This is a genomic window from Citrobacter sp. MGH105, assembly GCF_001037485.2.
GTDB classification, from domain to species: Bacteria; Pseudomonadota; Gammaproteobacteria; order Enterobacterales; family Enterobacteriaceae; genus Citrobacter; species Citrobacter portucalensis.
The window spans coordinates 218792-242394 of the sequence record NZ_CP073049.1; the positions used below are offsets into that span (position 1 = coordinate 218792).

Sequence of the window (23603 nt, forward strand, 5' to 3'; positions counted from 1 at the left end):
ACTGTGCAATGACCGAACAACTATCGGATGAAAAACTGCACCAGCTGGAAGGTGCTGCCGCAAATTACCGTACGACATACCAGGCGCACCTCGCTAATCCACTGGATGGCTCCGCAGTACAGGACTGGGATGAAGCGACCCGTCAACTAATGGCGGTCATCAATTACGATGAAGCCAATATTATCGCGCACCTACTGGCTCGCCGGGATGCAGATCTTGCCAGGCATGAAAGCGACATGACCCGGGCTATCGCAGCTTGGCAGACGGCATCCGTGAAGCTGTCCGAGCAGGCCAGCCAGCAACCAGAATTCCACCTCCGCCGTGTTGGTGGGGACGAGGAGCTCTATGCCCCTTGTGGAAAAGATTATCCACGGGGAAGAGCGTACTACGTTAAGCCGGTAGTGAGCCTGGTTACCGTAAATTGTCCGCCCTGCGACCAATGCTTTGATTCTGCCGACGCCGCAACGGCCTACCGGGATGAGCAGTGGAGACATGTGCTGAGTGAAGCTGGTGTGCTGGTTACGCCGGGGGAGACAGCCCCGGTTCAGCCCACTGAAGACAAGCCGCTTTCCAAATAGTGCGATTGAAAATGAAAACGAAGATGAAACAGCCCAAATCTGCACTTCAGAATGCGATGAAGGGCGAAGAGCCTGCGAGCGTACAAATTCAGATGCGTGCCACTGTAACAAGAAAAGAACGCTATAAGGCGCAGGCAATTCAGGAGGATCTGAATTTAACCGAATGGATGGCGAATCATCTGGACGCCGTCTGTGACGCCGCCGAAGGAAAGGCATCCGTCAGCATCTTTTCCCCGGTTGTACCGGAGAAGATCCCAGACAGCGTCTACCAGGTCATCTATCAGGAATGCGGCGGGTTCGTGGACTGCGATGCGAATGCCCAGACGATCTGGAATGCCTGCCGCCAGGCCATTCTGAAAAACGTGAAAGACTGAATACCCGGCGTCATTTTACCGGATGCAGCAAGGACAAACATGACCATAATTGAACGCCGTGCAGAGATGCGCCAGACGGCCATTAAAGCTCTGCTGGATGCTGAAGAAGCACTGACCGCACTGGCTATGTCCTATGAGCTACAGCCCAATGAGAAGACCAGTGCATGTCATCCACAAACCAGTACTCTCTCCACGACCAGCCAGGTTCGGAAATTGCGGCGGGTCCTCGAAAAATTGAGGCGTTGAGAATTAAACAGGACGCAGGAGGAGGTACCCAGTGCGAGCCGCAGCCGTTCTGGGGAGAATTTTAATCCGACGGTATTCCACTGAGACTGTTGAATGCCTTGGGTAATTGAGTGGCGGTCTGCCACCGAACGGAAGGAAAAAAGGGTTTCCCCGACCGGAGAAACCCTTTTCTAAAGGTGCTATTGGCTTGCTGGCCACATCTGAATCGAGGGGGGTTACCCCCCCTCTTTCAGCTACTTACCGGATTCGTAGTCCATCACAGCCGACACTTCCCGCGTACAGTCTTTCAGCCGCAGTTCGCAGAGCGAATTGCGCGTAAGCCAGGTGAATATCAACAGCGTAAGACATACTATCAATACGCACAAAACAACGGGTTGGTTCGGCAGTTTCATGGCTTCTTCTCCTGTCAACGCAAAGCAGAAGTGTCACCATCGGTGCGAAACAGAGATGTCATGCTTTGGTTCAGAGAATGCGTTTGACCGCCTCGCTATATACTTCCGAGCGTTCTCTTTTCCCAACAGAAATCACGAAAACGACAACTTTCTCGTCTATAACCTGGTATACAAGGCGATAGCCTGAAGACCGGAGCTTAATCTTGTAACAATCAGGCATACCACGGAGCTTGTTTGCTTCAATCCGGGGTGACTCAAGTACTTCAACCAGCTTCTTTTTCAACTGTTCACGTACCGTCGAGCCCAGCTTTCGCCATTCCTTTAGTGCCCGCTCGTCAAAATCCAGAAAATACGCCATCAGAGTTCATCCAGCGTCACACGTACTGGCTTAGGATTACGAAGTCGTTCTTTCACTATCTCCACAAGTTCAGCATCTTCATCACTCAGGAGTGTCTGTTTGAACGGCAAGCGTTCATTGTCAGCGATATACTCGAGCATGAGACGAAGCGCTTCAGAAGGAGTTACGCCCATTTTTTCAAGCGCGGCGTAAGAACGCGCTTTAAGTTCATCGTCAATACGTAGGTTAATGCTACCCATGTCTTACACCCCTTGTAATTACAAATGTCATTACAAGTATCGCACTACAACATGCTTAGGGCAAGTCACGAAGTAAGTCAGAAAGTAGTCGTAAGAACGGTGATCACTGTCCGCTTTGTGCCAGAAGCGGACTTTTTAAAAATATTGCGTGCCCAACAATTGGGCGCAGGTCACATCAAGTACCCTCAGAATTATAGAGAATACCTGAAATTTTTGTAGAGCGAGGTTTGTTACCCTGCCCGACCAGCGACATGTGGTTAGTTTAGTGATCAGAAATGTCGAGCGTTTGGTCGTTCATTGACGCGGGATCTTCCAACGGTTCCACATGAGTGGTGATATGGATAAAAGGCAGTGCGGTGCGGATATCATTCTCTATACGCTCGGCCCAGTCGTGCCCATATTGAACAGTCCATCGCCCAGGAACTAGGATGTGCATTGTCATAAACGCCCGCCCGCCAGCCTGGCGTGTACGTAGTGCATGGAAATCAAGCCCCTGTTCACGATATCCTGCCAGCAGTGACTCGATTTTTTTGAGTTCTTCCGTGGGTAGCGATACGTCCATCAGACCTGCAGCTGAACGACTCATAAGCTGATAACCAGTCCAAACGATGTTGGCTGCGACCAGCAATGCAACGATCGGATCGACCCAAAACCAGCCGGTCAGATAAACCAGTCCGACACCAAAAATGACACCGACCGACGTCCAGACATCGGTCAGCAGGTGATGAGCATCTGCCTCAAGAGTGATAGAGTTGTGCTGCCTGCCAGCCCTTAACAAAATGCGAGCCGTCACAAAATTAAGGATTGATGCGACTGTTGAAACCAGTAATCCGAGACCAATCTCCTCAAGCGGCTGTGGAGTTAACATCCGCTCAACTGCGGTATAGGCGATACTGGCTGCCGCCAATAGGATCAGAAATCCTTCGAAAGCACTCGAGAAATATTCGGCTTTGCCGTGCCCATATGCATGGTTCTCATCGACCGGAAGCGCAGCCAAGGTCAGCATCCAGAGCGCCATTAGGGCTCCTGCGAGGTTAACTACGGATTCGATGGCATCAGATAGCAGACCGACCGAACCGGTCATTTTCCACGCCACACCTTTGAGTCCGATAGTGGCAATAGCCGTGGCAATGGAAAGCCAAGCGTAGTGCGTCAGCGGACGAGGTAACCCTTTTGTTTTAGTCATTATTAACTTCCTAAAATAGGACGACTAACTCACATTTCTATCCATGATAGATAATTAAACAATCATTTCGCCATGAATATTTTTTCGTTTTTATTAAATTTAATTAAAAAGTCTCTGCAAGTGCTGTTTCATCTTCTAGTAAACTAAATTTTATTTTTAGGGTTTTCTTCAACTTGAAGTAATATTATCTCACAACAGATTAGTCACTTAGGTTAACTGAGCGGCTTTTATATTTTTCAATTAAAATATGCAAAACTCCCATTGCACCATGTGCATAAAAATAGACCTCAATGAAAGTAGTAAAGAACTTATGCCAGTGGATTACTGTTTCAGCCAGATTTGACTGCATGGTATTCAACAAGAACCATAGGCCACCTGAAAGTGCTACAATTAGCAATGCTAGAACTCCAAATCCTTGGATTGTACTGGCAATACCTCCCGAATGTGCATCGGGCAGTCGGAAACTAGTCAACGTTTTTATATCTTGCTTAATACCACTAAAGTCAAGCCCTACCCATGAAAAATAATAAGTAAAACCTCTTTGAGTAAGCATCCAACTTAACATAATAAAACCACAAATAATCAGTCCTAACCCTGAAATAATGTGCATCCAGGTTATAACTCCTTCAAGACTATGTTCACCAATTGCTTCGGTCTCTGTCAGATTAGAGTTAATAATTTGTGATAATATTAGAAATGCCACAATGATGTGAAGAATACGAAAAAAAGGAGCGTAATCATGGGGTAATAGATTCCAGAGTCGCAATTTCATTAATGAGTCCTTAGTAAATTTATCGATGATCTTAATCATACAAAAGAATTATTAGGATAACCTTAATTCTTAAAATTGCAGCAGGCATTAGTTCACCTCTGATATGGCCACTTGCGAAATGGGAATGGTAACTGTTATTACTATGTGTTTACTTGCTGTTCTTGTTACGCAGCCCCTTAAACACATTACTTTCAAATATGATTTCCTGCTGGGTTTAAATATGTGTCTTTCTATAGTGCGGCAACCTATTTTTACACCAACTCATGAATTAAATAAGAATCATAAATTAAATGAGAGGTTTAATTCTCTTGCTTAACGCGATGATATTAAATGGAAATTTTAATTTTTGTAATTTATTAAACAGTTAGAATGAGACATGGTAAATACGATCTTCCTTTAGATAATTCTGATAGCACTTTTTCTACTGGGCAGTCTGCAATGTCCGCTTCACGCCCTGAGACATTCGACAAGCTTTTTATGGCTTCAGTAAGGGCGAGTGGCGCGCTTCGAGAGCCAGCAAATATTTTGCTTCATCGTACTGGGTTCTGGCCTTCCAGCAGCGGTAAATGATCCTTATCCATTTGAACGCCAGTGCCCGGATCGCAGACTGATGAGATTTGCCCTTCTCTCTGAGGCCCTGATAATACAGTCTGGCCCAGTATGATGAATTAACCGTCTTGGCAGCCCATTCAACAAAGGTTTGCCTGACGAACTTGGCACACTGCCATCGCCAGTGAACCCAGGATTTCTGGCCACTTCGTTCTGTCACCGGTGCAATACCTGCGTAGTTTTGAATTTCTTCAGCGCTGTTAAACCGGTCACGGTTATCACCAAGTGCAGCAAGCATTCGTGGGCCCATACACGGCCCCATGCCCGGAAGTGATTTGAACAGCTCCGCATCTGGCAATGTGTCAAACAACGCTTCGATTCGTTCGTCATAGGTTTTGATGATTTCACTCACGACTTTAATTTGTGTCGCCAGTGCTGTTGCCATCAAAGCATTAGCCTCTATAACGCTCGGGTCTGTAGTCAATGGGATCGCGTTATCAATACTCGCAACACGTTGCTCGGTAAGAGCCATTGCGCGGCCACCTTTGGCATTCAGAAAGTTGCGGATCGTGTCGCGCCTCGCTCGTTTCAGTTGTTGCAGACTGGGCCACCGGATAATCAGCTCACACAATAGTAAGCTACCCCGATGTGAGAACCACTCCAGTGGCTGAGGATAATACTGTTTAAGTGTGTTGATTATCCGGTTCACAAAACGGCGTTTATCTTCAACCAGCTGACGGCGCTGCTCAACCAGTTGCTGGAGTAACCGGATATCCGCATTGTCGGGTTCAATGGCTTTTATCTTTTGGGGATAACGCAGCATTAACTCTAATGCCAGCTCGGCATCCTGCGGGTCATCTTTAGCGCCGCTGGGCGAGAAGGCCTGCCGGTAACGAGCCAGGGACAAAGCGTGGACGGGGAAAACGGTGATAAATGGATATTTCTGAAGAGCATACACCACGGGACCTTTCTTCAGCTCAACGGCGATAGCGATCCTGCCTTTTACCTTCTGGTGTAACTCGGTAAGCCAGACATCAAGTGCTTCCGGCGTATGTTCAATCACATGGAATGTGCGTTCACCGTTTTTAAACTGAACACAGACATCGTGCTTTTTATCTGCCCAGTCCAGACCAACGTGCGCAGCAAATTGATTAGTCGCAGTCATCACCAACTCCTTTTTATCGGGGATTGGTATGCATTCCACGCTCTTCGAAAGAAATATAGCCAGCAGTTTATCTGCATGCCCTGAGTATTCGTTAGCGAACGTGGAGCACCCACTGGCTCGAAAGAAAAGCGGCGATCATCACGTGATTCTCGCTCAATATTCGTAACCAGTAAGCGCATACCCTGAATCACTTAAAGTGTAATTCTCAGGGTGCGAATGACTATATCTCGCTCTTAGCGGACATTAGCATAGGCTATTTACCATAACGCCGCATTACGCGTACCGCTCAGACGGCCTGAGCGCGTTTCTGACGTGTCCCCGTTAAAAACAGTAACAAACCACCCGAAAATGCACGCCAGAAACGCTACGTAAGAATCTATCCTATGACTGGATATGCACTCAACTGAATAACGCCTGGTTTCAGTCCATTTTATCGGGATCAGCCTTCTTTCTGGGTAATTTAGGGGGCTTCACTTGCTGATTACTTTGCGTGCGGCGCGTGAGCCAAGGATGGTCAGCTTTAGGTTTTACGTAGAATTTTGAGCGTAAATCAAAACGGGCATTATCCACACGTTCATGGACACTTTTTTCATCATCCAGTGGTATAGGCTCCGGGCCATCAACATATTTTTCCCATCCCAACGCTTTCCCATCATACAGAACCTTAATTTCACCGTTAAAGCTTTCGCATACCGTGACAACCGAATGCCGAAGTCGATATCCCCGGCCTTCACTGCGAATCTGAAACGCACTGCTTTTGTACTGGAAAGTGAGATTTTTGGAGAGAACGCGCTTCGCCTGGAGGCTGAAGATATAACCCAGTTCCTCTTCAGAATGGTGTACATCAAGATGGGCGTTATCAGCAATACGAGGCGGCGTAGCAAACCGGTTGTTATAGGCTTCAATAAAGGTCGGCAACCATGCGTTTGCTGTTTCAATATCACTGATACCCTGAAGCCGCATTTCTTTGACCAGCCTGTCCTGCAGTGTCTGATTGGCACGCTCTACCCGCCCTTTTGCCTGCGGGCTGTTGGCATGGATTGGCTCGATGCCCAGTGTCTTTATCGCACGTGTGAACTGAGTCAACTCTCCTTCCCGCTCCGGGTTATTTACTCTGAATATACTGTGTCTGTCAGAATAGAGAGCCAGTGGTACGCCATGATCATTAAGGTAACCCCGGAGGGTTTCCATGTAAGCCCGGGTTGTTTCTGCAGGAGCGAATCGTAGCGCCATCAGAGCGCTGGTAGCATCATCGATAAAGACTATCAGTGTGCATTTGGGGCCCCGACCTTCAAACCAGTCATGAGGCGAGCCATCAATCTGGATGAGTTCACCGTAGGATGGGCGCCGCATCCGGCGCTGATAAATTCGGGCAAACTTACGACGACGTTCGCGCCATATGCCCTCCTCTACCATCCACTTCCTGAGAGTTTCAATGGATAAACACAAGCCGTGTATCTCGCGCAATTTTTCGCACGCAAGCGTAGGTCCAAAATCAGCGTAGCGGCCTTTGAGGAGTGAAATTACTGTTGCTCTGAATTCGGTAGAAAAGGAATTATTGGGACGCTTTCCACGTCGGCGGGAAACTAGACCAGAAGGCCCTTCATTTCTATACCGTTGCACCAGACGTTTAACCTGCCGAATAGAAATGCCAATGCGTGCCGCAGCTTGTTCCTGAGTAATATGGCGATTAAGTGACTCCTGAATAATGTGAAGTCGGTCGAGTTCCTTATGACTCATCGTAACAGTCTCTTTGATCATGAAAAATCCCCCAGAGAATTGTCTGGGGACATTTTAGAATGGTTCAAAGGGGACATTACAGCTTGGTGTTAACACATGGCTTCTTCTCCTTGCATTTTTGCAGGTAAGAGGCTAACCTTTAATGTGACTAGCATCAGGGGCCTCGGGTTAATTTGAAAAAATTACTCGGGGCTTTCTGCTTTTTACCACAGTCAAACAGTGATTCTGCTGGCTGGGGCAAAAGCCTCCAGCACCGAAGCCATTATACCACCCAGCCCCCTTCAAACGAACAGGTCGACCGCCTAAATATTTAATAAGTAAGTATTTCAGGTTTTGCTGCCTCGCAGGCCGTAACAGCGGACGGCTGACGTAATCGCTGACGAAACAGACGGATGCAAATCTCTACACTCAACGCCGCCAGCCCGTCCGGTCCCCCGCTTCTTTCCGGCTGTAATCAGTCAGTCTTCGAACCCGCGATCAGTGACAAACGGTGAGCACGAACACAACTGTGCATTAGGCTATCCGGGTAATGGGCGATTTTCTCCAGTTTCTCATCGAGGCGGGTATACGTCAGTCGCCTGATTTTCGTTAGTTCCTCGTGAAGCCAGCGTTTGATAAAGGGATTGCTGGAAAGCAGCACCAAATCGGAGTCCTCCACTTCATCAAAAAGCCAGACGGGTTTTGCCGGAGTAAGACGATAGAGCCAGGGACGCGAATAGTCCCCCGTCGCAATCAGGAACCAGACAACAATGCCAAGTGCGAGCTCCATGACCAGCATCAGGGTAAACTGAATATCCCGGACGTCAGGCTCTCCGGTAAAGCTCATCAGTCGGTCGCCAGTTGCCACACGCTGGATAATACATACCAGCATCAGCAGAGCAAGCAAAAGCCCCATGAGCAGCCCGCCATTCACCTCAAAAGTAGCTTTCTGGACGCGATCAGGCGGTACCTGTCTACGGTAGCGGCCGACCACTTCGCCGATCAGTTCCCTGATGGCCATGCGTTCTTCATCGACCGTTGTTGCGGTATATCCGGACGGGTCCGATTCAGTTTGGTTCATGTACCCTCTCCTCACTCTGAAAATTAATGGTCACAGACACGCTGATCATACCCGGTGAACGGGAGCTAGTTTGCGGGTTAAGGGCTCGAAAAAAACGGGATTAAAGAGGGAAATGACAGCAGGAAGGTGGGATGCAATGAGCTGTTTTGTTTCCCTACAGTTAAGTGGGGGGGGGAAACTGCCATCACCGGAATACGCTGAGAACGGAACGGGCCAAACCGATAAGATGGACGGGCGCTATTTTGATTCCAATATTCGGGATTTTTCTTCCCGCGTCGCCAAACGGGCACTTCCGGAACGGTCGCGGATGAGTAGCGGCTTATCTTTTTTCCAGCTACTTATCGCCGTTTCCCCGAACCGACGCGGCGCATTGCGGTTCCAGCTGGCGATAACGTGGTTATCGTAAACCTCCTGAATAACGACAGAATGAAGAGTTACTGTCTTAATGGTGGTATTGCCCATTTTGGTTCGGAAGAGTGACCAAACGGTCATCCCCGCCTCCAACTGACTGAGTTTCATCTTTGCTCCGGTGATATCGGGGAAGTCGACGTGGTGACGTATTTAATCATAATCACTCACAGCGGATAATGCCGCCAGGTAACAGGGTACTGTCAGCCCAGGCATGAGCAGTCCTTACGGCTATCGTGATTCGGCCAGTGTGCGGGTAATAGTCGCACGCTGACGCTGACGCTCAGCCTTACGCTGGCTGCGGCGGTAAAGCGGTTTCGCAGCAGCATAACGGCAATCCTCCGGGTAGTACCAGCAGCAGCCACAGGGCTCAGGCTGCGGTTTTCCGGCAAGTCCAAATGGTTTCATAATGTCACCTTTAAATGGAAATATTGTTCAGTTCCCGGCCTTCAGACACGGGTTCATTAATGAAGCGGCGTTGCATAAACAGGTACAGATAACCCTCTGTCGAGAACATACAAAGATTCTCAGTAATACAGGCATCGAGATATTCTGTGTCGCTCTGGAGTCGTTTAATGACGCTCATCTGGTTAGCCGCCGACTGAATCAGCGGATAGCCATTAACAGCACGATGAATACCTGAGCGGAATAACGAACGAGCCTTTCCAATCTTTTCCCGGGCAGCGGTCATTTCCATCTCGATAACCGACTGTCGCGCAAGATTAATAGCATCGCCGGATAATTCCGCAAAGCTGACCAGAGACTTATTCATCTAAAACTCCTTTCAGAAATGTGAACTCATTATATCAATACGGCCTCTGGCCCAAATAACCCGTGGTGAAATATTTTGACGAATATCTGAAAAGTGAAAATGGCAACCGGGAAAAGGACGGGTTTTATTTTAAGTGTGCCGATGACGTCTGACAGGGGAATTAAATTTGACGGTCTTTGATTTAAAAAAAGGTAGAAGGAGGTCACCTGGACACCTCCTTCTCCGGCGCTCAGTTTGAGAATACGTTAACGCTGTAGCGTCTACCGAGCACCTCGGCAGTGGTATCCACAATTTTCTGAATATCATCGGTAATCGCGGGTTTACTGAATGCGACAGTATGCAGTTCGCCAGCTTGTTCCGCCGTCGCGCCATCATGAAAGCGGCTGGCATCGTACAGCTGGACCCGGAGCGTCCGGGTGTGATCAACATGGGGCAATGTTCTTCTCCTGTTCAGCCAGTCGCCATAAGCGTTAATAATCACTTTCTTCCGGTTGCGGCTGAGTGACAAACTGGTACTTTACTCCATTAGGGACACCAACGGCTTTTGCTACGGATTCACACAGCAGCGACAGGTCATTCAGCGTCATCGGATATTCGATGTCGACTGAATATAGGGCCCCGGCATTCTCGGCGTCTTCGATGTTTTTAAACTGGGCGCTGAAAATGGCGACGGTAGAAATTTCAATGTTGTGCATGAGTCAGTCCTTATGAAAAAAAAGCCACCGAAAGGTGGCTGAGTAAAAGTTACTGCGCCTGGCTGGCCTTGTCCGCATTTTTGGTGTAACCAACTCGGGCAATGACGACGGCAATTGCAAGGAGAGCAGCGAGACCGCCGTAGAATACAGATCGGGAAACATCGGCGAACATATCGCTCAAGTTATCAACGCCGAGGAGAAATACACAGATAATGACGATAAAGCGAACTGGTTTGCTATAAAACAATTTCATCAGTAGCTATCCTTCTGGGGTGAAATGACAACAGCATTACACCACATCAGATACCGTTTTTTTTTCGCTAACGGGCCTATTTTGACCAGAAAAAAATAGCGCCTCAGGGTTGGCAATGGCGAGGTTCTTTTCGAGGTACCTGTGGTCATCCCGTCCTGATATCAGAGAGAAAAACGGTTCCAATTGAAAAATTTAGTCGCGTTCGATGGACCTCAGGAGATCACTCCCAGTGGCGCTCAGCTTGACCTGATAATAACTTCCCGGTAAAGGCCGCTGGGACGGATTGGCCAGCTCAACCAACCCAAGCCGAAAGAGGACCGGGGTGCTACGGCATCGCACATCATCCGATGCCCCCCTATACATCCGGCATTCCCGGGCCCGACGAAATTCACCGCAGATCTCATACTGCGTTCCGCTTGCCAGACGATGCAACACATAGATTTGGGCCTGTGTAAGCGGGGAAATAGGTCGCTTTGTGTCAGCCATAATACTCCTTTTAAGGTGGGTCTGTTCGGCTGGCTGAAAGATCAGGGACAGACCATGTTAGACCGATACAGCCTGTGACTCGTTTATCCATTCACCAGCGTTATTTTTGTAGGGGATACTTTGAGACTAAAAGCCTTAAGTTTCTTTTCGATTGCGAGTTCAAACCACTCAAGCGGTACTGTAACTGTACTATCATCTCCTCCCATAATCTGATCAGACTCATAATTCCAATCTTCATCAAGCGACGGATTCATTCCACGGGCATAGATAGCTGTATCTCGGGAGACAGGACTTCCATCCAGAGAAGCATTGGTAATCAGACAGACGCCATGGCCTTTTACCAGAGTAATCTGAGGGGTCAGACGGGTCTGAACCATATGCTTTGGCGATGGCCAGAAAACTTCCCCTGCCAGGCAAGCTTCTTTTTCCGTCTTACCAGCTTCGTTAAGAGGCACCCCCCCCGGATAATTTGTTGGCTCAAAAAGCTGATCAACGGTTGCAAGGAATTGATCCGCTGACTGGATTTCTTTAAGCAGTTTTTTTACCCCTGAAATCTCGAATGTTAATCTGCTCATCTGATTATTCTCCGCAATCCGGCGCTAGCATCAAATGCTTGGTTGCCAAGAGCAGCTCTTTGACGTCAGCAGGAGAAACCTCCCCATTGCCTTCGACAGCGTCCTGTAAACGCTGACGCGTCGCCTGAATCGTATCAGACGACAGAGATGCAAGTTTGCTCAATACCGCGTTAGCTTTTTCCACTGCGGGATACAGGGCTTCTGAGGTGGTATTGTCTACATCATTATCGAAGACCAGCTCAGACTCCATATTAATATTGTCTTCAAGCCAGCTAGAAAGAATATCAAGAAAAGACATGACTTTATTAATCTGCATTTTTTTGCCCTCGGTTGGTGTAAACCCAATATAACAAACCGACTCTCCCGGCTAATAACCCAAAGAGCAAAAAAAAAAAATAGATAAATTAGATAGGACAGAATTTAGTTTAAAAAGGTGTAAAGACAGACCCGCTATAAATAAACTCAGCACTGAAGGAAAAAACCTTCCATATCGGAAGGCTTATGGTGCATCAGGTAAAAAATACTGCTGCTTCTGGAACGCGACGAACGTCGCGAAAACAGCTATCAACACTGCCATGAAGTAAACCAGGTATGAGCCGGATTGCCAGATATTTACGCCGAAAAAAGAAAGTAACTTTCCGTCCGGGATAATAGAAAAAGCCAGGTTCCATAATCCGGTCAGTACAACCTGAGCGATAATCATTTTTCCCAGCGCACCCAGTTCCTGAGTTGCATACATTGCAGCCATTACAAATGTCAGAACTACCACAAGGAGAGCAGACAAAGCCACAACCGAAATGCTCAGTCCGACGGACGTAAATATAATGGCTTCTTTAAAAGCCAGACCTGTAAACCCCCAGATCAGAATGACTAAAATGAAAAACAACAGGATAAATTTCATTAAAATTGCGTCCCTCTTTCAGTGGTAGAATCTGGCTACGATGTCAAAGGCCAGCCTACCACTCGCAGAATGTATAACATGAGGTTAAATACAAATCCGTTCACAGGCCCGTTTCAGTGTTTCTTTGGTATGACATTGTGTGGCCTGATTTAACTGTGTCCGGATATGCTGCTCATCATGGCCGTCAGCAACAAAGAGTTTGATTTTACTTTCAAGACGGCTCATTGCTTCGTACAATTTTGCTTCTTTATTGTTCTTCATGAAGCGAAGAACGTAATCCGCAATAATATGCACAGGCGGTGTTTTTATTTCACGGGAGCGATTGCTGGTCATGATTCTTTCCAATTTTTTGTATTGAAAATACCGTTATACGGTGCCACCACATTTAAGCCAACCTTTTCCGGTTGTATAAGAAATGCGACCGTCCTTAATTAGCGATTGCAAACGGCGGTCAAGAATCCGCAATGGTTGCGGATTGCTTTCCCTAGCGGCAATCCTGTGACACTCTGCTTTGATTTCTCCGGCAAATAATGTCGCGAACGGCTTAGGAACCGGGGTTAGAACTTCGATGAGTGCCTTGTCCAGCGCCAGATATTCATCCATGTTTATGTCCTTACACATAATAAACTAACTATGATTTAACTAATTATACCGAATCGGGGTACGAACCGAATAACCTACAGGTTGGAAAATCAACTTCCCCGGTATATCCATTGAGAGTCTGTCAGCCTGTGCAACGACATCAGGCTGATCGCCACTCACCCGCTAATAACAATGGCCTGCTCCGGTTGTGGCTGGCGATCCCCCCGCAGTGCCTCAGACTCCCTGAGACGGGCTGATGGCATCGTCATTGCCTTAAACCCCTCTTCCCGCGTACGCACCAGCATCCCCCACGAATAGGTTTCACAGACATCGTTCTCTAAATTGGGTTCGGTCGACAGCAGGGACTCCATCTTCGGTTCGATGTGTACCGGCGCAATGTTTTTATAGACAGGGTGAACACGATACTCTTCAGACGCCTGTGCCCGGTAGCTCCCTTGCGCCAGCAGCACGTCATGGGAAACCAGGTCATATTCCGTATCTTCGACAAAGGTCTTCAGGGTGTGCGTTATTTTGCCGTATCCTTCAATATTCCAGACGGAGACCATCGTAAACTCTTCTAACGCTCGGGGAATTTTGACCAGAAATCCATTCAATGCCTTGCGACCCTTCAGCATACCCACCAGGTATTGCTTGTTCGGATAAGGGCGCATCGCAACCAGGTCATTTCCTGTCAGGTGAAGCGACAGTTCCGTGACGCTCACGGAATCCAGCGTGCAGAGATTTCCCATCGGATGCAGGATTTTAGGTACCAGGTGTAAAAACATCGTCATTATCCTCGTTTATTATGGTTTCAATTATTTCGGTGTCGCTTGATACATTTCGAACCAGAAGACAATCGGCTTCTCCGTGACTTCAATTAATCCAAATCGCTCTGCGGTCCTGAAGTTGACGCTGTATGCCCTGGCGCGTTCTACCTGGCGGCTTATTTCTTTCCGCATTCCTTCAACACTCAATGCACCTTTAAAGAGATTGCAGGGGGCGCAAGCCGGAAAAAGATTTTCGATTGCATGCAGTTCAGGATGCATGACCTTACCGGTACTTCGAGCCTGGTGTGTCACTCGACTTCCAGCGGGGGCTCTGACCATTTCAAAATCCCGCCTCACCGGTTCAACATGATCGGCATGCCAGCCTTTTTCCGGCAGAGTACAGCCGCAATAGGCACACCGACCACCAAATTTCAAACGCAGTTCGGCTCGTTGCTCTTTGGATATTTTATTTTTGGGCTTTGAAAATCGCCCATCATCAGATTTAACCTTCGGGAGGAGTTCTGAAAAATTGGGTAATTCGATTACTGAGCCTTTGTTATTTAGAACTTTCACCGGACCTCCCAACCATATTAAGACGGTTTTTTATTAAATTTCCTGAATTAGTTTTCGGATTTTAATCAGGTGTGGTCGGCTTAATTTACATAGCTGTTCGGTCGCGGCATCCAGAGTGGGGAATACATGGGCCTCATTAATATCCACTGTCCAGTATTTCGCCTTCCCTTCCCCCAGATCAGATTCAAAATAATTTCGCTTTACTCCGACCTGCTTTGGTCTTCCATTTATCCTGATAATCTCGTGCCGCTCATCGAAGATAAAACCATCACCGACTAACGTCAGAAGAACAAAAGGACCTTCGGGTTTTTCCGTACCCAGCGAACTCACCTCATTATTCATGCGACTTCCCCAGCAATGCGCTCAAAATTGATTACCCACACCCACGGGTTGGCCTGCCAACTGTCTTCTCCATAGGTGTCTTTCCAAAGGCTGCGGAAGCCAAGAAAATGCTTATCGCCAATAACACAACATTCGGTTGGGGCTCCTTCAGCTTTCGCATCCTCTTCGCTGATGCTGTTTAACCGCTCTACTCGCAAATCGGTGATTTCCAGTACTATACGGCTGGCCCAGCGAGGCATATGGATAGAAGGTGTCCACGCACCTTCGAACTTCATATTTTCTGTACGGGGCTTCCAGTCGGCCTCATCAGGGATCGACCACAGCCCATAATCCCCCGAACGCTGTTCACAGCTCGCACGGTAAATGCGGGCTGCTTCAGATCTGTCCATCACAATGTTGTCATTCCAGTCCACCGCGCACGCATCTTCATTCCCGAGCAAGGAAAACGCTTCACGTACAGTAATACGGTCGCCAACTACACCGTACGGACAGGCGCGAAGCGCCGAATTTGGCTGAGTTCCTGTTGGAAGCCACCAGTCATGCGTATGCCCACGATGTCGCGGTGTTTGCGCAGGCCTTACCGACCATTCAGGTGAACTGTACTGAGGCTCTATAATCCGCCGCGTCTGTGTTTTCTGGTTTGCCAGAATTGCCCTGACCATTTCATCTTTAAAAAGCATTCCACGTGTCTTCACTGTGGTTTCTCCTTTCACACATGGTTCACACATTGAGAAGCCTATCCATCTTTATTCGCCCATCCCTGGAAACGACAGTCGTTACACGGTCGCGGGACTCTACATCCCTTCCTGAAAACGTGGTGTACACACCCCGAATTAATCTTCATCCGCTTCCACTACCGGCTCGGTCGTAATTTCATATTTCACGCAACCAGGTGCATCCAACGCTTTCGCGACAGACTCACACAGCAATGACAAATCATTCAGGGTCATCGGATATTCAACTTCCAGGCTGTAAAGTGCATTGGCGCTGGAGGCAGTGGCCTTGTCAGCGTGGCAGGCATTAAAAATGAAAACGGTATTTTTTTCTTGAATAGTCATAGTGCAATCCTCTGGATAATTAGCCCTGTTTTCAGGACGGTTTTCGATTAAAATTATCTATTCTTTTTTATTACTTACTGAAATCTGTTGAACAGGTTCTGACTGATCATTTTCTCCGACCGGTGTTTTGTCGACAAATGACCATTCTTGTTTGGGTTCTTTATATAAAGCACTAGCCTCAGTATTCATCCATGATTCAAAAGCAACATAAGTCATGCCTTCCTCACTAACGCGGGCCTTAAAAACCTCCCAAGCTTGCAGATCAAGCGGCTGGTACTCTTTCAGCGACTGGTCAAGCCATCCCTTCCAGATTTCCTTACGATGTTTAAAATGAGGTATAGCCAGGTATGCATAACTACCCGCAACACAAATTAAATACAGGAAGCCGCTCCATAGAGAGGAATTGAAAAAAATCTGACTAGGGAAAATACATGCCACTATGGCAATAATTAATAGCAGGTGTTCCTTACCAGTGGGCTTATTAAATTCCCAGTTGATTGAAATGCCCCTTATCTTCCTTAAGTTCCTTTTTTTATCCTCTTTATCGGTCATATATCAGTCCCTAATAGTTTTAAAATGGATGTTGTTAGTCTGATGAAAAAAGTTACTTTTCAAACCCGCACCGTAACGGACTTCACCCCTGCGAGCATTACACCACACACATTTCATCTATTTTTCCGTTAACGGGGCTATTTTCACGCTTTTTTAGGTCTGTCTGATTGTGCTAATTGCCTCACGCCAGCAGGCGGACCAGACGATTCAGCAGAGGCCTTAACAGTGCCGCAGTACTCTCCCGGCAATCATCCACATGCCGGAATCCCGTCTTTTTCGAAGACTGGGGACCGGACAGCATCCTCAGCGCCCAAATAACCTCCCGTAAGGTTTCGTCGTACTCCTGGGAAATACACCTGGCTAACGTCGTCAGAAAGCGTTTTCTGACAGCCCGGTAATACAACCGTTCCTCCGGTTGCATTGATTGAGGCTTAATCCGCAGGTTACAGAGAGTCAGTACAGCGTCGAGCAGACCGGCTTTCAGTTCGTCACCCGTCCGGGCCAGATGTTGCTGGCGTTCGTTCTCCAGTTGCGTCGTGATCCATGCCCCAAGAGGCGTTCGGTTGTGGGTGTGCAGCGCCACACAGGCCGCAACACAGCACCAGAAGCGCAGTTTCTGCCGCTGCCCCCGCAGTTTACGGGCAACGAGCAGGCGGTAATCGCAGTCGGTCAGGATCTTGAAACGGTGGCTGACGAGCAGGGACGGCAGCGGCGTCTGGTCGTTAATGCCAAGACGTGAAAAGGCCTGCCCGCGTTGAGCGAGGCGGTGGTACACCGCACCTTTCCCCCGGGAAATTCGGACGGCGCCGTATCTAAGCAGGTACTGTGCCGCCGCCACGGGGGTAAACTCACCGTCAGACACACGCTGGCGTAATCCGTCATATTCATGCCAGATAATCCAGGACGCAGTGTCTTCATCGACCGTCAGCTCATCCTCTTCTTCGAATGCAACGATGTTCAGGCTTTCCCCGCTGCTCAGCAGGCTGCGGGAAGCACGGTCATCCTCCCGACCGTCAAAATAGGCCATTTCGGCAGACGGATCAGACAGCCCGTCAAATGACGTCCCGATACGGCCTTCCGGCAACTTCATCCAGCGTGGTGCTGGCATCGGCGTGCGGGGTACGGGTTGCATAGCTGGCTCATCGTCGAGCAGATCCAGTGCCCCCCCTTCCCACACCTGGCGGTAAAGTTCGATGGCGCGAAATGGTCGCGGGTTAAAGCAATGCAGTGACCAGAGAAAGTCGATATGCAGCACGTTGGCTTCCTGCACCAGTCGAAACTGCGGCTCCGCCATGCGGCGGTTATGCGCCGTATCTTCGACCTCGCCAGAAAGTAACTTTTCCCGCACCGCTGCGGCCCGCTGGGCCTCCACGTAATCGAGGCTGCAACAGATATGGAACAGTCGTTCGGTCAGGGACGACGAGAAAACATTGGGCTGAAGACGCACATACCCGCCCTCAAACACTTTGCGGCCGATATAATCCCGAAGGCTCCAGTCGTACTGGATTTTGGTCAGGAAACGCTGAAGGCGGTTTAGACCAGCCTGGTAGCCGTACTTCTCAGGATCAGTGCGGAGTAAGGTTTCCATCGAGTGGTCAATGCCGACGGCGCAGCATAGCGAGCATCCATAGCGAGCGCCGCAGGCAGAAGACCGGGCCGTGTATTTCTCCGGCGTCCAGATACATTCCCCGGTCGCGTCTTTGTAAAGCGTGGCGAGGCTGAAGTTGTCCGGCAAAAAGCTTGGCAGCGGAAATCGCGCCAGCGAACCACAGGCCATCAGAAATGACCAGATATCCTGTGTCCGCCACTCTTTCACCGGGTACAGTTCGCCGCCGAGCTCCGTGAGCGAGACGCTGTCCGACTGCCCGCCCATTCTGAGGATGTTGCCTGCCCGACGGGCGCTCTCATCATCGCGGGAACCCAGCATCAGGCACACTTTGTTGCGGACGGAAGCTGGTGCATTTTTTAAATAACGGGCTTTGGCCTGGCGCAGTGGAGAGCGTTTGAGATCTGTAGAGCATTGACGCGTATTGGAATTTGTCCAGGTCGGAAGTCCGCGCCCGGTCAGAATGCGTCCGACCCAGCTCTGGGTCATGGACGGGTGGGCCACCAGGACGGTCACGGGCAGTTGCTGTTCGGCAATAAAGGCTCGGAGCTGGCTGAGAACCTGCGTGGACTGATGATGCATCTCAGGGTTTTCAATCAGGGTGTTGGAGATCTGAATGAAGTGGTGCTGGCTGACGTTCGACCCGTTCCGTACGGCACGGATCAGGGCCATGAGGAACAGGTGCAGTAGCGAGTGGGAGTCTTTCCCGCCGCTGTAGCCGACGCACATGGTCCAGCCTTCGGTAATCGCATGATAAATGGCACTGGTTGCCGTCGTCACGCGCGATGCGAGACTGACCGGCTCACCGGCATCGGTATAATTCAGATCCGCATCGGTCTTCAGTGTTTGCCAGACATCGCCCCATTTATCCTGCGTCAGAATGGCAGCGTTAGCCGCCTCAGAAAATTGAATTTCTGAGGGTAATTCAAGGAATGTTTCTTTTATTTCGATATACATATTATTTCCTGAATTTTGGCTTTCGCTGCATTATCGCGTTATTTATTAAACCCATCTAATATCTTCAGTGCAATATGTGAAGATAAATTTAGTTAAATTGGAATTATGCCAATTTAACTAAATAGCACTGAATAAATAGAATTACGCGGCAATAAATATATTATCTTTACCACGCTCTCACGAATACTGCTGGGTAATTAAAACCGTCGTATTTGATTCCAGCTCTGCCAACGGAATTCTGGGGGTATTGAGCATCATGTCATCACCGCAATGGCGGGGTACAGCCGTCAGTTGAAATGATTCTTTCATGACCCGGATGGAAGTTGTTTCCGTGCGAGAGGACGGCATGACGTCCCGGAGCATGGTTTCCTGCCCGTTACTGTCACTTTCAATAAATGCAGCCTTCGCCATGAGTTCCTCAATGTCCTCTTCCGATGTTTCGGACCAGAGGCAGTCATAGAAGAAAAACTCTGCAACGTACAAATCATTCTCTTTCACGTATGCCGCCAGTTCACGGATACGCTGAGCCAGCGATGTATCAATGGAAAAGAAGACGCTTTGCGGGACTTCACTCGCAAATTCATTGATGCAGCTAGCGGACGCAATCAAAAGTTTATTGAACATTTCAGCTCTCCATGCCACCGGCTGTCCCGGTGGCAATCTAGGGTTATCAGGCAGTCACGGGGCACAATACGTCCAGCGAAGGCAGCAATTTGCTCAGGCTGTCGTACACGACGGGCGTCAGTTCGGTGACGCTGTGAAGCGCCATGCTGGTGTTGTCTTCTTCGCTGAGAATGATGACTCCATCCTCATCAGGATCGTCAGAAGTACTCTCGTCCGAGGCCAGGCGGTGGCGTGCAACGTCATAAGGCGATTCAGACGCTTTGCAGCTCATCAGATAGCATTCTGTGTATGTGTTTTCGTGGTTATACTGGTTCACTTTCACCAACGCATACTGAACACCGGCATCATGGGCTTCGTTCATCAGGCGGGAAAAATTAAAGCCTTCCTCATAGTGGTGTGTATCTTTAGTCACCACGATTGTCGCACCGCCGAACTCGTTTTCGCGTGGTCGGTCGCAGACGAAAGCGGCATTGATTGTGACCATTTCAGGCAGGTTAAACACCGACAACACGGCAGTTGTTACCGCGATTGCGTGGTCGAGGTTAATGCTTTCATCATGGCTGATTGCCAGACCGCTACCGGTGATTTCCGCTTTGAGTTCCAGCTCGTAATTGTCTTCTGGTGACTCCGGCTGACCAAAAGTCGGCTCAAACGGATCGCACTCCGGGTGGTTCTGAATAATACCCAGGACCAGCAGTTCAGTGAGGGAACACTCTGAAGCAGGTTTAGACAGCAGGTGATCACCTTCCGACACATCCGTGTCCGTAACATACGCAATCGCGTCCAGAGCCATCTGAGCCTGTTCCTGTGAACAGAGAATTGTGAAGGATGCCTGAGTGTAATTATTTGCCATTGCATAACTCCTTATTTAATTAAGTGTGATTGCTGTCTGTGAATAGATAATATCAAAACAGATACCCGCACCTAATAACCCGAAATGAAATATTTTCGAAGTTTTTATAGAGAAGACAGGCGCCATATTTATTAATCCAGCCATTATTTAGAGGACGGCATTAAGTAATTATGCGGAAAAAATAAAAAACCGCCACAAGGGCGGCATTTATTAAATGGGAAAGATTCAGTTATAAGGTATGTGTCAGGGCGGAAACAATGATCCGGTCTGGTAACAGTGATTGAAGGGACGCCGACGAAATGACAAGTGCCTTTTCAATGTGTGCCTCTCTGTCGGCGATATGTCGCCGGAATGCCGCTTCTGCTTCACCGGAGGAGTCGGCTTCAACCAGCATCACTTCTTCCTCATCATCAAACATCATGCGGCCTGAGATAATATACAGTCGGCTTAAGTCCGGGAGATTTACAGCGTTGCCCTGTTTGTTAATCATCATTTTTCTCCGTCTGCAATTTTTAAATTTGTCAGTTCTGCTACGGGTAAAATACACCATCAGCCCTGTAAACCCGGACAGGTATCAACGTAGCTCATCGGTTTGCCAATCGCGGCGCTTAGGCGAAGGATTTCGCCGATGGAGACGTACCGCAGCATTTCAGAACGCCCGTGTTTCTGGTATTCATCCACCGACATGGTGCGCCAGTCCTTGTGCGGTGTGTTTTTGCACAACTGCCAGTTGTCGACAGTGGTCGGGCGACGCAGGACATACACACCCAGCGAAGGCGTGAGGCCTAAGCCAAATGACTGCTGCACCACAATACGCACTTCAGAGCCGTCGGGGCGTTTCAGTGTCTGAGTAATTTTAGTGATGAGCTGTTCGGATTCCATACTATTAACCTCGACCGTCAGTTGGGTTGCTGTAGGGATATTTTAGCAAAGTCGGTTCACTGGCTAATAAGTACAAAGCGAAATTTTTAAAAATAGAGGAATAAAACAGGAAGAGAACAAATCTGGAAACAGCAAAATCACATTATCCGATTGCAATTCATTTCACATTTGACATATTCGGAATTAAGTACGCAACGAACCTGCATCGTCTGGTATAAAAGTATATTTCAAATATTCAGGTTATTATCTGAAGTAAAATACTCTCTGCCCCGGTTGCAATACCAGACGGAACACAAGACGTTATGAAGAGCCTGTCCCGGTTCAAAAGCTGCGGCTAATTTTTTCTGACCCACTTAACGAGAATGCCAGCCAGAGTCACAGTCAGCATCAATGCCCATACTGAAGAAATAAAGTTAAGCAATGGAATACGCTCAGAATAATCACAGGTACTGGATGGGTCACTGGCAAATTTACAGATAAATTCGGGATCAAGCCCCCAGTAAACGAAAGAAAATAACACAACGAGCGATACACTGATTTTAAAGATTTTTTCGCTTGTCATCATTTATCATCTCAATCCAGGAGGTTATATAAACCTGAAACTATTTCAGCCGTGTGTCGTACTGGTAAGGAATTTTCTGGACGGTTTTCATCAGATCAAAAATCGCCGGATGAGCCGGATTTAAAAGGTAGTTAAACTCCACCGGAGATAATGCACTGGGAATACGCAGGGCAACAGAAGAGCCACTTTCAGCCCAGTTATCGCCATACAGGGCAAGTTCTGCGGGCGCATCTTCACTTGCCCAGCCCGGCGGCAGCAGGTTCAAGTCAAAGGCCTGGATCTGGTCATCCGGGACATCAATGCTCAGCAGCGTGTAAGCGTCCAGAAGCTGCGGGGCATTGATATGCACCAGCGTCTCCAGCATGGTCAGAGAGGCCGTCTCGGACAGATAGACAAGTGCTGTGCCGACACTGTTCCAGCGGCCTCCCGCTTCTTTCGCACCTAATCCCGACCATGCAGTCGTAATATAGCGGGTCTTGGTCATCCGATACAGGATCACGAATAGACTCCGTGTTCAATACGGGTGATCAGGCGCATCACTTCGAGTGCGCCGGTTTCCGAAGAGACAACATCTGCCGGAGTCTTCCAGCTCAAGCCACGGTTTGGCTCGTTCATCCATTTCTGTGCTGCCTCTTTGTCGCCTTCGAACAGCTCTACAGCCCGTTCAATGACGCGAATAATACGCACCAGACGTTCGCTCTGATCCGCAGTGAAACGGGCTTTTACGCTGCGATTGAAGGTGGTGTTCGGAATGCCGGACATTTTGCGCAGTTCCGACGGCGTGATGTTCGCCCATTCAGAAATGGAATGAGCGACTTTACCTTCCAGTCCGTGGCTAATTTTGTCCATCAGCGCAATGCCGTCATTATCCAGACCCACCACCTGCCATAAGCCGTGCGGGTTCATTTTGGATAAATCTGGAGAAAAAACTTTCATAGTCATAACCGACCCTCCCATTTGGTATGTCAATTATACCATATGGGTGACTACTGGCAATATTTTCACCTTTCTCATAACGTCAGTTCGTCACCCGGCTGACTCTGGCATGGGCATTGCCCTGAATGTTCCAGTACAGCCCAGCCGGAAGCTCTGCGGCCCAGGTTGCCCCCCGTTCCGACATTTGTTCGGGCGTTTCCAGCCATCCACGCGGAATAGTACCGGTGGTGTCACCGATAACCCGCGAGACGCAGGCGGCAACGCGGACGCCGCCGGGGACATCACAGCCGGATTCAACGATGTGCATCACTTCCATTAATGCGCCGTACGCTTCAACACGGTCGCCCTTTTGCAGTTCAATGGGGGAAACCTGTTCAGTCAAATTCTTCATGCTCACACTCCCTTCAGTGATTAAAATTGTCGCCGTCGTTTTTAAGGCATCCGGGAGAAGAATCCTGGTGGCCATTACGCCGGTATGTTGCTGAATCATTTTCTGTCAGCGCCGTCGCCGCAGGACATCCCCGCTGGCGTCACTTCCGGCTGCTGGCCAGGCTAAACCG

Annotated in this window: 37 protein-coding genes and 1 pseudogene; 4 read left to right on the plus strand and 34 right to left on the minus strand. The window is 48.7% G+C overall.

What is annotated here, in order from left to right; all coding sequences use genetic code 11:
• The first annotated feature begins 8 nt into the window (after positions 1–8).
• Genes SK35_RS25460 through SK35_RS25470 form a run of 3 tightly spaced genes read left to right on the plus strand, consistent with a single transcriptional unit; the run spans position 9 to position 1198 of the window.
• On the plus strand, positions 9–578 hold the full coding sequence (locus SK35_RS25460; RefSeq protein WP_032610483.1) for a hypothetical protein: 570 nt from the start codon (positions 9–11) through the stop codon (positions 576–578).
• Between the two features lie 23 nt (positions 579–601).
• Positions 602–952, plus strand: a complete 351-nt coding sequence (locus tag SK35_RS25465) for a hypothetical protein (protein WP_032610485.1) — start codon at positions 602–604, stop codon at positions 950–952.
• A gap of 39 nt (positions 953–991) precedes the next feature.
• Positions 992–1198, plus strand: a complete 207-nt coding sequence (locus tag SK35_RS25470; RefSeq protein WP_044255297.1) for a hypothetical protein — start codon at positions 992–994, stop codon at positions 1196–1198.
• 233 nt (positions 1199–1431) lie between these two features.
• Here the strand turns inward: SK35_RS25470 and SK35_RS25475 are convergent, their stop codons facing one another.
• The 3 genes from SK35_RS25475 to relB form a co-directional block, all read right to left on the minus strand.
• Positions 1432–1590: a type I toxin-antitoxin system Hok family toxin gene (locus SK35_RS25475; protein WP_064758473.1), complete on the minus strand. Its 159-nt coding sequence runs from the start codon at positions 1588–1590 to the stop codon at positions 1432–1434.
• A gap of 70 nt (positions 1591–1660) precedes the next feature.
• Positions 1661–1948: a type II toxin-antitoxin system mRNA interferase RelE gene (gene relE / locus SK35_RS25480; RefSeq protein WP_000323025.1), complete on the minus strand. Its 288-nt coding sequence runs from the start codon at positions 1946–1948 to the stop codon at positions 1661–1663.
• On the minus strand, positions 1948–2187 hold the full coding sequence (relB, locus tag SK35_RS25485; protein ID WP_000534858.1) for a type II toxin-antitoxin system antitoxin RelB: 240 nt from the start codon (positions 2185–2187) through the stop codon (positions 1948–1950). Before relB ends, relE begins: the two co-directional genes overlap by 1 nt.
• Positions 2188–2211: 24 nt before the next feature.
• Between relB and SK35_RS26995 the strand changes: the two are divergent.
• Positions 2212–2328, plus strand: a pseudogene (locus tag SK35_RS26995) (hypothetical protein); the annotation flags it as partial.
• A gap of 121 nt (positions 2329–2449) precedes the next feature.
• Here SK35_RS26995 and SK35_RS25490 read toward each other — a convergent pair.
• From SK35_RS25490 to SK35_RS25640, 31 genes are all read right to left on the minus strand, one after another.
• Positions 2450–3373 (minus strand): cation diffusion facilitator family transporter, encoded by a 924-nt coding sequence (locus SK35_RS25490; RefSeq protein WP_032610488.1) that lies wholly within the window; start codon positions 3371–3373, stop codon positions 2450–2452.
• Between the two features lie 199 nt (positions 3374–3572).
• Complete coding sequence (locus tag SK35_RS25495) at positions 3573–4145, minus strand: cytochrome b/b6 domain-containing protein (RefSeq protein WP_001515348.1); 573 nt, start codon at positions 4143–4145, stop codon at positions 3573–3575.
• Positions 4146–4620: 475 nt separating this feature from the next.
• Positions 4621–5859: an IS110 family transposase gene (locus SK35_RS25500; protein ID WP_003030308.1), complete on the minus strand. Its 1239-nt coding sequence runs from the start codon at positions 5857–5859 to the stop codon at positions 4621–4623.
• A 420-nt stretch (positions 5860–6279) separates the two neighbouring features.
• Positions 6280–7620, minus strand: coding sequence for an ISNCY family transposase (locus tag SK35_RS25505; protein WP_000589001.1), 1341 nt, complete (start codon positions 7618–7620; stop codon positions 6280–6282).
• Between the two features lie 433 nt (positions 7621–8053).
• The gene (locus SK35_RS25510; RefSeq protein ID WP_015063019.1) at positions 8054–8659 is read right to left on the minus strand and encodes a hypothetical protein; all 606 of its coding nucleotides are present in this window, start codon (positions 8657–8659) and stop codon (positions 8054–8056) included.
• A 237-nt stretch (positions 8660–8896) separates the two neighbouring features.
• Entirely contained in the window at positions 8897–9178 is a 282-nt protein-coding gene (locus tag SK35_RS25515; protein ID WP_022652345.1) for a hypothetical protein, read from the minus strand.
• Positions 9179–9298: 120 nt separating this feature from the next.
• Positions 9299–9475, minus strand: coding sequence for a hypothetical protein (locus SK35_RS25520; RefSeq protein ID WP_162859439.1), 177 nt, complete (start codon positions 9473–9475; stop codon positions 9299–9301).
• Positions 9476–9485: 10 nt separating this feature from the next.
• Entirely contained in the window at positions 9486–9839 is a 354-nt protein-coding gene (locus SK35_RS25525; RefSeq protein ID WP_022652347.1) for a hypothetical protein, read from the minus strand.
• Positions 9840–10068: 229 nt separating this feature from the next.
• Positions 10069–10275 carry a hypothetical protein gene (locus SK35_RS25530; RefSeq protein ID WP_032610492.1) on the minus strand — a complete coding sequence of 69 codons (207 nt, stop codon included), beginning with the start codon at positions 10273–10275 and terminating at the stop codon, positions 10069–10071.
• Between the two features lie 34 nt (positions 10276–10309).
• Positions 10310–10534 carry a hypothetical protein gene (locus SK35_RS25535; RefSeq protein ID WP_022652349.1) on the minus strand — a complete coding sequence of 75 codons (225 nt, stop codon included), beginning with the start codon at positions 10532–10534 and terminating at the stop codon, positions 10310–10312.
• 49 nt (positions 10535–10583) lie between these two features.
• Entirely contained in the window at positions 10584–10787 is a 204-nt protein-coding gene (locus SK35_RS25540; protein ID WP_022652350.1) for a hypothetical protein, read from the minus strand.
• 569 nt (positions 10788–11356) lie between these two features.
• Positions 11357–11848, minus strand: a complete 492-nt coding sequence (locus SK35_RS25545) for a DUF3085 domain-containing protein (RefSeq protein ID WP_015063020.1) — start codon at positions 11846–11848, stop codon at positions 11357–11359.
• Positions 11849–11852: 4 nt separating this feature from the next.
• Positions 11853–12164, minus strand: a complete 312-nt coding sequence (locus SK35_RS25550) for a DUF957 domain-containing protein (RefSeq protein ID WP_022652352.1) — start codon at positions 12162–12164, stop codon at positions 11853–11855.
• Positions 12165–12347: 183 nt separating this feature from the next.
• Positions 12348–12749: a hypothetical protein gene (locus SK35_RS25555; RefSeq protein ID WP_022652353.1), complete on the minus strand. Its 402-nt coding sequence runs from the start codon at positions 12747–12749 to the stop codon at positions 12348–12350.
• Between the two features lie 84 nt (positions 12750–12833).
• Positions 12834–13082 carry a hypothetical protein gene (locus SK35_RS25560; protein ID WP_022652354.1) on the minus strand — a complete coding sequence of 83 codons (249 nt, stop codon included), beginning with the start codon at positions 13080–13082 and terminating at the stop codon, positions 12834–12836.
• A gap of 33 nt (positions 13083–13115) precedes the next feature.
• The gene (locus SK35_RS25565) at positions 13116–13352 is read right to left on the minus strand and encodes a hypothetical protein (RefSeq protein ID WP_022652355.1); all 237 of its coding nucleotides are present in this window, start codon (positions 13350–13352) and stop codon (positions 13116–13118) included.
• 155 nt (positions 13353–13507) lie between these two features.
• Positions 13508–14116, minus strand: a complete 609-nt coding sequence (locus SK35_RS25570) for a DUF6012 family protein (RefSeq protein WP_022652356.1) — start codon at positions 14114–14116, stop codon at positions 13508–13510.
• Between the two features lie 30 nt (positions 14117–14146).
• Positions 14147–14671 (minus strand): HNH endonuclease, encoded by a 525-nt coding sequence (locus SK35_RS25575; protein WP_022652357.1) that lies wholly within the window; start codon positions 14669–14671, stop codon positions 14147–14149.
• Between the two features lie 33 nt (positions 14672–14704).
• Positions 14705–15013 (minus strand): hypothetical protein, encoded by a 309-nt coding sequence (locus SK35_RS25580; RefSeq protein WP_022652358.1) that lies wholly within the window; start codon positions 15011–15013, stop codon positions 14705–14707.
• Complete coding sequence (locus SK35_RS25585; RefSeq protein ID WP_022652359.1) at positions 15010–15708, minus strand: hypothetical protein; 699 nt, start codon at positions 15706–15708, stop codon at positions 15010–15012. The genes SK35_RS25580 and SK35_RS25585 overlap by 4 nt, the downstream gene beginning before the upstream one ends.
• A gap of 138 nt (positions 15709–15846) precedes the next feature.
• Positions 15847–16071 (minus strand): hypothetical protein, encoded by a 225-nt coding sequence (locus tag SK35_RS25590; RefSeq protein ID WP_022652360.1) that lies wholly within the window; start codon positions 16069–16071, stop codon positions 15847–15849.
• A 57-nt stretch (positions 16072–16128) separates the two neighbouring features.
• Entirely contained in the window at positions 16129–16623 is a 495-nt protein-coding gene (locus SK35_RS25595; RefSeq protein WP_015063025.1) for a hypothetical protein, read from the minus strand.
• A 181-nt stretch (positions 16624–16804) separates the two neighbouring features.
• The gene (locus SK35_RS25600; protein WP_044713534.1) at positions 16805–19186 is read right to left on the minus strand and encodes a phosphoadenosine phosphosulfate reductase domain-containing protein; all 2382 of its coding nucleotides are present in this window, start codon (positions 19184–19186) and stop codon (positions 16805–16807) included.
• 177 nt (positions 19187–19363) lie between these two features.
• On the minus strand, positions 19364–19810 hold the full coding sequence (locus tag SK35_RS25605; RefSeq protein ID WP_015063027.1) for a hypothetical protein: 447 nt from the start codon (positions 19808–19810) through the stop codon (positions 19364–19366).
• Between the two features lie 46 nt (positions 19811–19856).
• Complete coding sequence (locus SK35_RS25610) at positions 19857–20663, minus strand: hypothetical protein (protein WP_015063028.1); 807 nt, start codon at positions 20661–20663, stop codon at positions 19857–19859.
• Between the two features lie 229 nt (positions 20664–20892).
• On the minus strand, positions 20893–21156 hold the full coding sequence (locus SK35_RS25615) for a hypothetical protein (protein WP_032610382.1): 264 nt from the start codon (positions 21154–21156) through the stop codon (positions 20893–20895).
• 56 nt (positions 21157–21212) lie between these two features.
• Entirely contained in the window at positions 21213–21545 is a 333-nt protein-coding gene (locus tag SK35_RS25620) for a hypothetical protein (protein ID WP_022652118.1), read from the minus strand.
• 334 nt (positions 21546–21879) lie between these two features.
• Positions 21880–22110 (minus strand): hypothetical protein, encoded by a 231-nt coding sequence (locus tag SK35_RS25625; RefSeq protein ID WP_022652119.1) that lies wholly within the window; start codon positions 22108–22110, stop codon positions 21880–21882.
• Between the two features lie 37 nt (positions 22111–22147).
• Positions 22148–22606 carry an RES family NAD+ phosphorylase gene (locus SK35_RS25630; protein WP_022652120.1) on the minus strand — a complete coding sequence of 153 codons (459 nt, stop codon included), beginning with the start codon at positions 22604–22606 and terminating at the stop codon, positions 22148–22150.
• Entirely contained in the window at positions 22603–23043 is a 441-nt protein-coding gene (gene parS, locus SK35_RS25635; RefSeq protein ID WP_032610495.1) for a type II RES/Xre toxin-antitoxin system antitoxin, read from the minus strand. The genes SK35_RS25630 and parS overlap by 4 nt, the downstream gene beginning before the upstream one ends.
• An 82-nt stretch (positions 23044–23125) precedes the next feature.
• Positions 23126–23434 carry a hypothetical protein gene (locus SK35_RS25640; protein ID WP_022652122.1) on the minus strand — a complete coding sequence of 103 codons (309 nt, stop codon included), beginning with the start codon at positions 23432–23434 and terminating at the stop codon, positions 23126–23128.
• Positions 23435–23603: the final 169 nt, after the last annotated feature.

Excerpts from the sequence above, each read along its gene's own strand:
- SK35_RS25525 (WP_022652347.1), bottom strand. The coding sequence starts at position 9,839 with ATGAATAAGTCTCTGGTCAGCTTTGCGGAATTATCCGGCGATGCTATT.
- SK35_RS25570 (WP_022652356.1), bottom strand. The coding sequence starts at position 14,116 with ATGTTTTTACACCTGGTACCTAAAATCCTGCATCCGATGGGAAATCTC.
- SK35_RS25595 (WP_015063025.1), bottom strand. The coding sequence starts at position 16,623 with ATGACCGATAAAGAGGATAAAAAAAGGAACTTAAGGAAGATAAGGGGC.
- SK35_RS25615 (WP_032610382.1), bottom strand. The coding sequence starts at position 21,156 with ATGATGATTAACAAACAGGGCAACGCTGTAAATCTCCCGGACTTAAGC.
- relE (WP_000323025.1), bottom strand. The coding sequence starts at position 1,948 with ATGGCGTATTTTCTGGATTTTGACGAGCGGGCACTAAAGGAATGGCGA.
- SK35_RS25565 (WP_022652355.1), bottom strand. The coding sequence starts at position 13,352 with ATGGATGAATATCTGGCGCTGGACAAGGCACTCATCGAAGTTCTAACC.
- SK35_RS25555 (WP_022652353.1), bottom strand. The coding sequence starts at position 12,749 with ATGAAATTTATCCTGTTGTTTTTCATTTTAGTCATTCTGATCTGGGGG.
- SK35_RS25590 (WP_022652360.1), bottom strand. The coding sequence starts at position 16,071 with ATGACTATTCAAGAAAAAAATACCGTTTTCATTTTTAATGCCTGCCAC.
- SK35_RS25465 (WP_032610485.1), top strand. The coding sequence starts at position 602 with ATGAAACAGCCCAAATCTGCACTTCAGAATGCGATGAAGGGCGAAGAG.
- SK35_RS25535 (WP_022652349.1), bottom strand. The coding sequence starts at position 10,534 with ATGCACAACATTGAAATTTCTACCGTCGCCATTTTCAGCGCCCAGTTT.
- SK35_RS25490 (WP_032610488.1), bottom strand. The coding sequence starts at position 3,373 with ATGACTAAAACAAAAGGGTTACCTCGTCCGCTGACGCACTACGCTTGG.
- SK35_RS25470 (WP_044255297.1), top strand. The coding sequence starts at position 992 with ATGACCATAATTGAACGCCGTGCAGAGATGCGCCAGACGGCCATTAAA.
- SK35_RS25515 (WP_022652345.1), bottom strand. The coding sequence starts at position 9,178 with ATGAAACTCAGTCAGTTGGAGGCGGGGATGACCGTTTGGTCACTCTTC.
- SK35_RS25550 (WP_022652352.1), bottom strand. The coding sequence starts at position 12,164 with ATGCAGATTAATAAAGTCATGTCTTTTCTTGATATTCTTTCTAGCTGG.
- SK35_RS25495 (WP_001515348.1), bottom strand. The coding sequence starts at position 4,145 with ATGAAATTGCGACTCTGGAATCTATTACCCCATGATTACGCTCCTTTT.
- SK35_RS25620 (WP_022652118.1), bottom strand. The coding sequence starts at position 21,545 with ATGGAATCCGAACAGCTCATCACTAAAATTACTCAGACACTGAAACGC.
- SK35_RS25605 (WP_015063027.1), bottom strand. The coding sequence starts at position 19,810 with ATGTTCAATAAACTTTTGATTGCGTCCGCTAGCTGCATCAATGAATTT.
- relB (WP_000534858.1), bottom strand. The coding sequence starts at position 2,187 with ATGGGTAGCATTAACCTACGTATTGACGATGAACTTAAAGCGCGTTCT.
- SK35_RS25500 (WP_003030308.1), bottom strand. The coding sequence starts at position 5,859 with ATGACTGCGACTAATCAATTTGCTGCGCACGTTGGTCTGGACTGGGCA.
- SK35_RS25560 (WP_022652354.1), bottom strand. The coding sequence starts at position 13,082 with ATGACCAGCAATCGCTCCCGTGAAATAAAAACACCGCCTGTGCATATT.
- SK35_RS25510 (WP_015063019.1), bottom strand. The coding sequence starts at position 8,659 with ATGAACCAAACTGAATCGGACCCGTCCGGATATACCGCAACAACGGTC.
- SK35_RS25600 (WP_044713534.1), bottom strand. The coding sequence starts at position 19,186 with ATGTATATCGAAATAAAAGAAACATTCCTTGAATTACCCTCAGAAATT.
- SK35_RS25460 (WP_032610483.1), top strand. The coding sequence starts at position 9 with ATGACCGAACAACTATCGGATGAAAAACTGCACCAGCTGGAAGGTGCT.
- SK35_RS25610 (WP_015063028.1), bottom strand. The coding sequence starts at position 20,663 with ATGGCAAATAATTACACTCAGGCATCCTTCACAATTCTCTGTTCACAG.
- SK35_RS25540 (WP_022652350.1), bottom strand. The coding sequence starts at position 10,787 with ATGAAATTGTTTTATAGCAAACCAGTTCGCTTTATCGTCATTATCTGT.
- SK35_RS25520 (WP_162859439.1), bottom strand. The coding sequence starts at position 9,475 with ATGAAACCATTTGGACTTGCCGGAAAACCGCAGCCTGAGCCCTGTGGC.
- SK35_RS25640 (WP_022652122.1), bottom strand. The coding sequence starts at position 23,434 with ATGAAGAATTTGACTGAACAGGTTTCCCCCATTGAACTGCAAAAGGGC.
- SK35_RS25625 (WP_022652119.1), bottom strand. The coding sequence starts at position 22,110 with ATGATGACAAGCGAAAAAATCTTTAAAATCAGTGTATCGCTCGTTGTG.
- parS (WP_032610495.1), bottom strand. The coding sequence starts at position 23,043 with ATGAAAGTTTTTTCTCCAGATTTATCCAAAATGAACCCGCACGGCTTA.
- SK35_RS25505 (WP_000589001.1), bottom strand. The coding sequence starts at position 7,620 with ATGATCAAAGAGACTGTTACGATGAGTCATAAGGAACTCGACCGACTT.
- SK35_RS25580 (WP_022652358.1), bottom strand. The coding sequence starts at position 15,013 with ATGAATAATGAGGTGAGTTCGCTGGGTACGGAAAAACCCGAAGGTCCT.
- SK35_RS25545 (WP_015063020.1), bottom strand. The coding sequence starts at position 11,848 with ATGAGCAGATTAACATTCGAGATTTCAGGGGTAAAAAAACTGCTTAAA.
- SK35_RS25475 (WP_064758473.1), bottom strand. The coding sequence starts at position 1,590 with ATGAAACTGCCGAACCAACCCGTTGTTTTGTGCGTATTGATAGTATGT.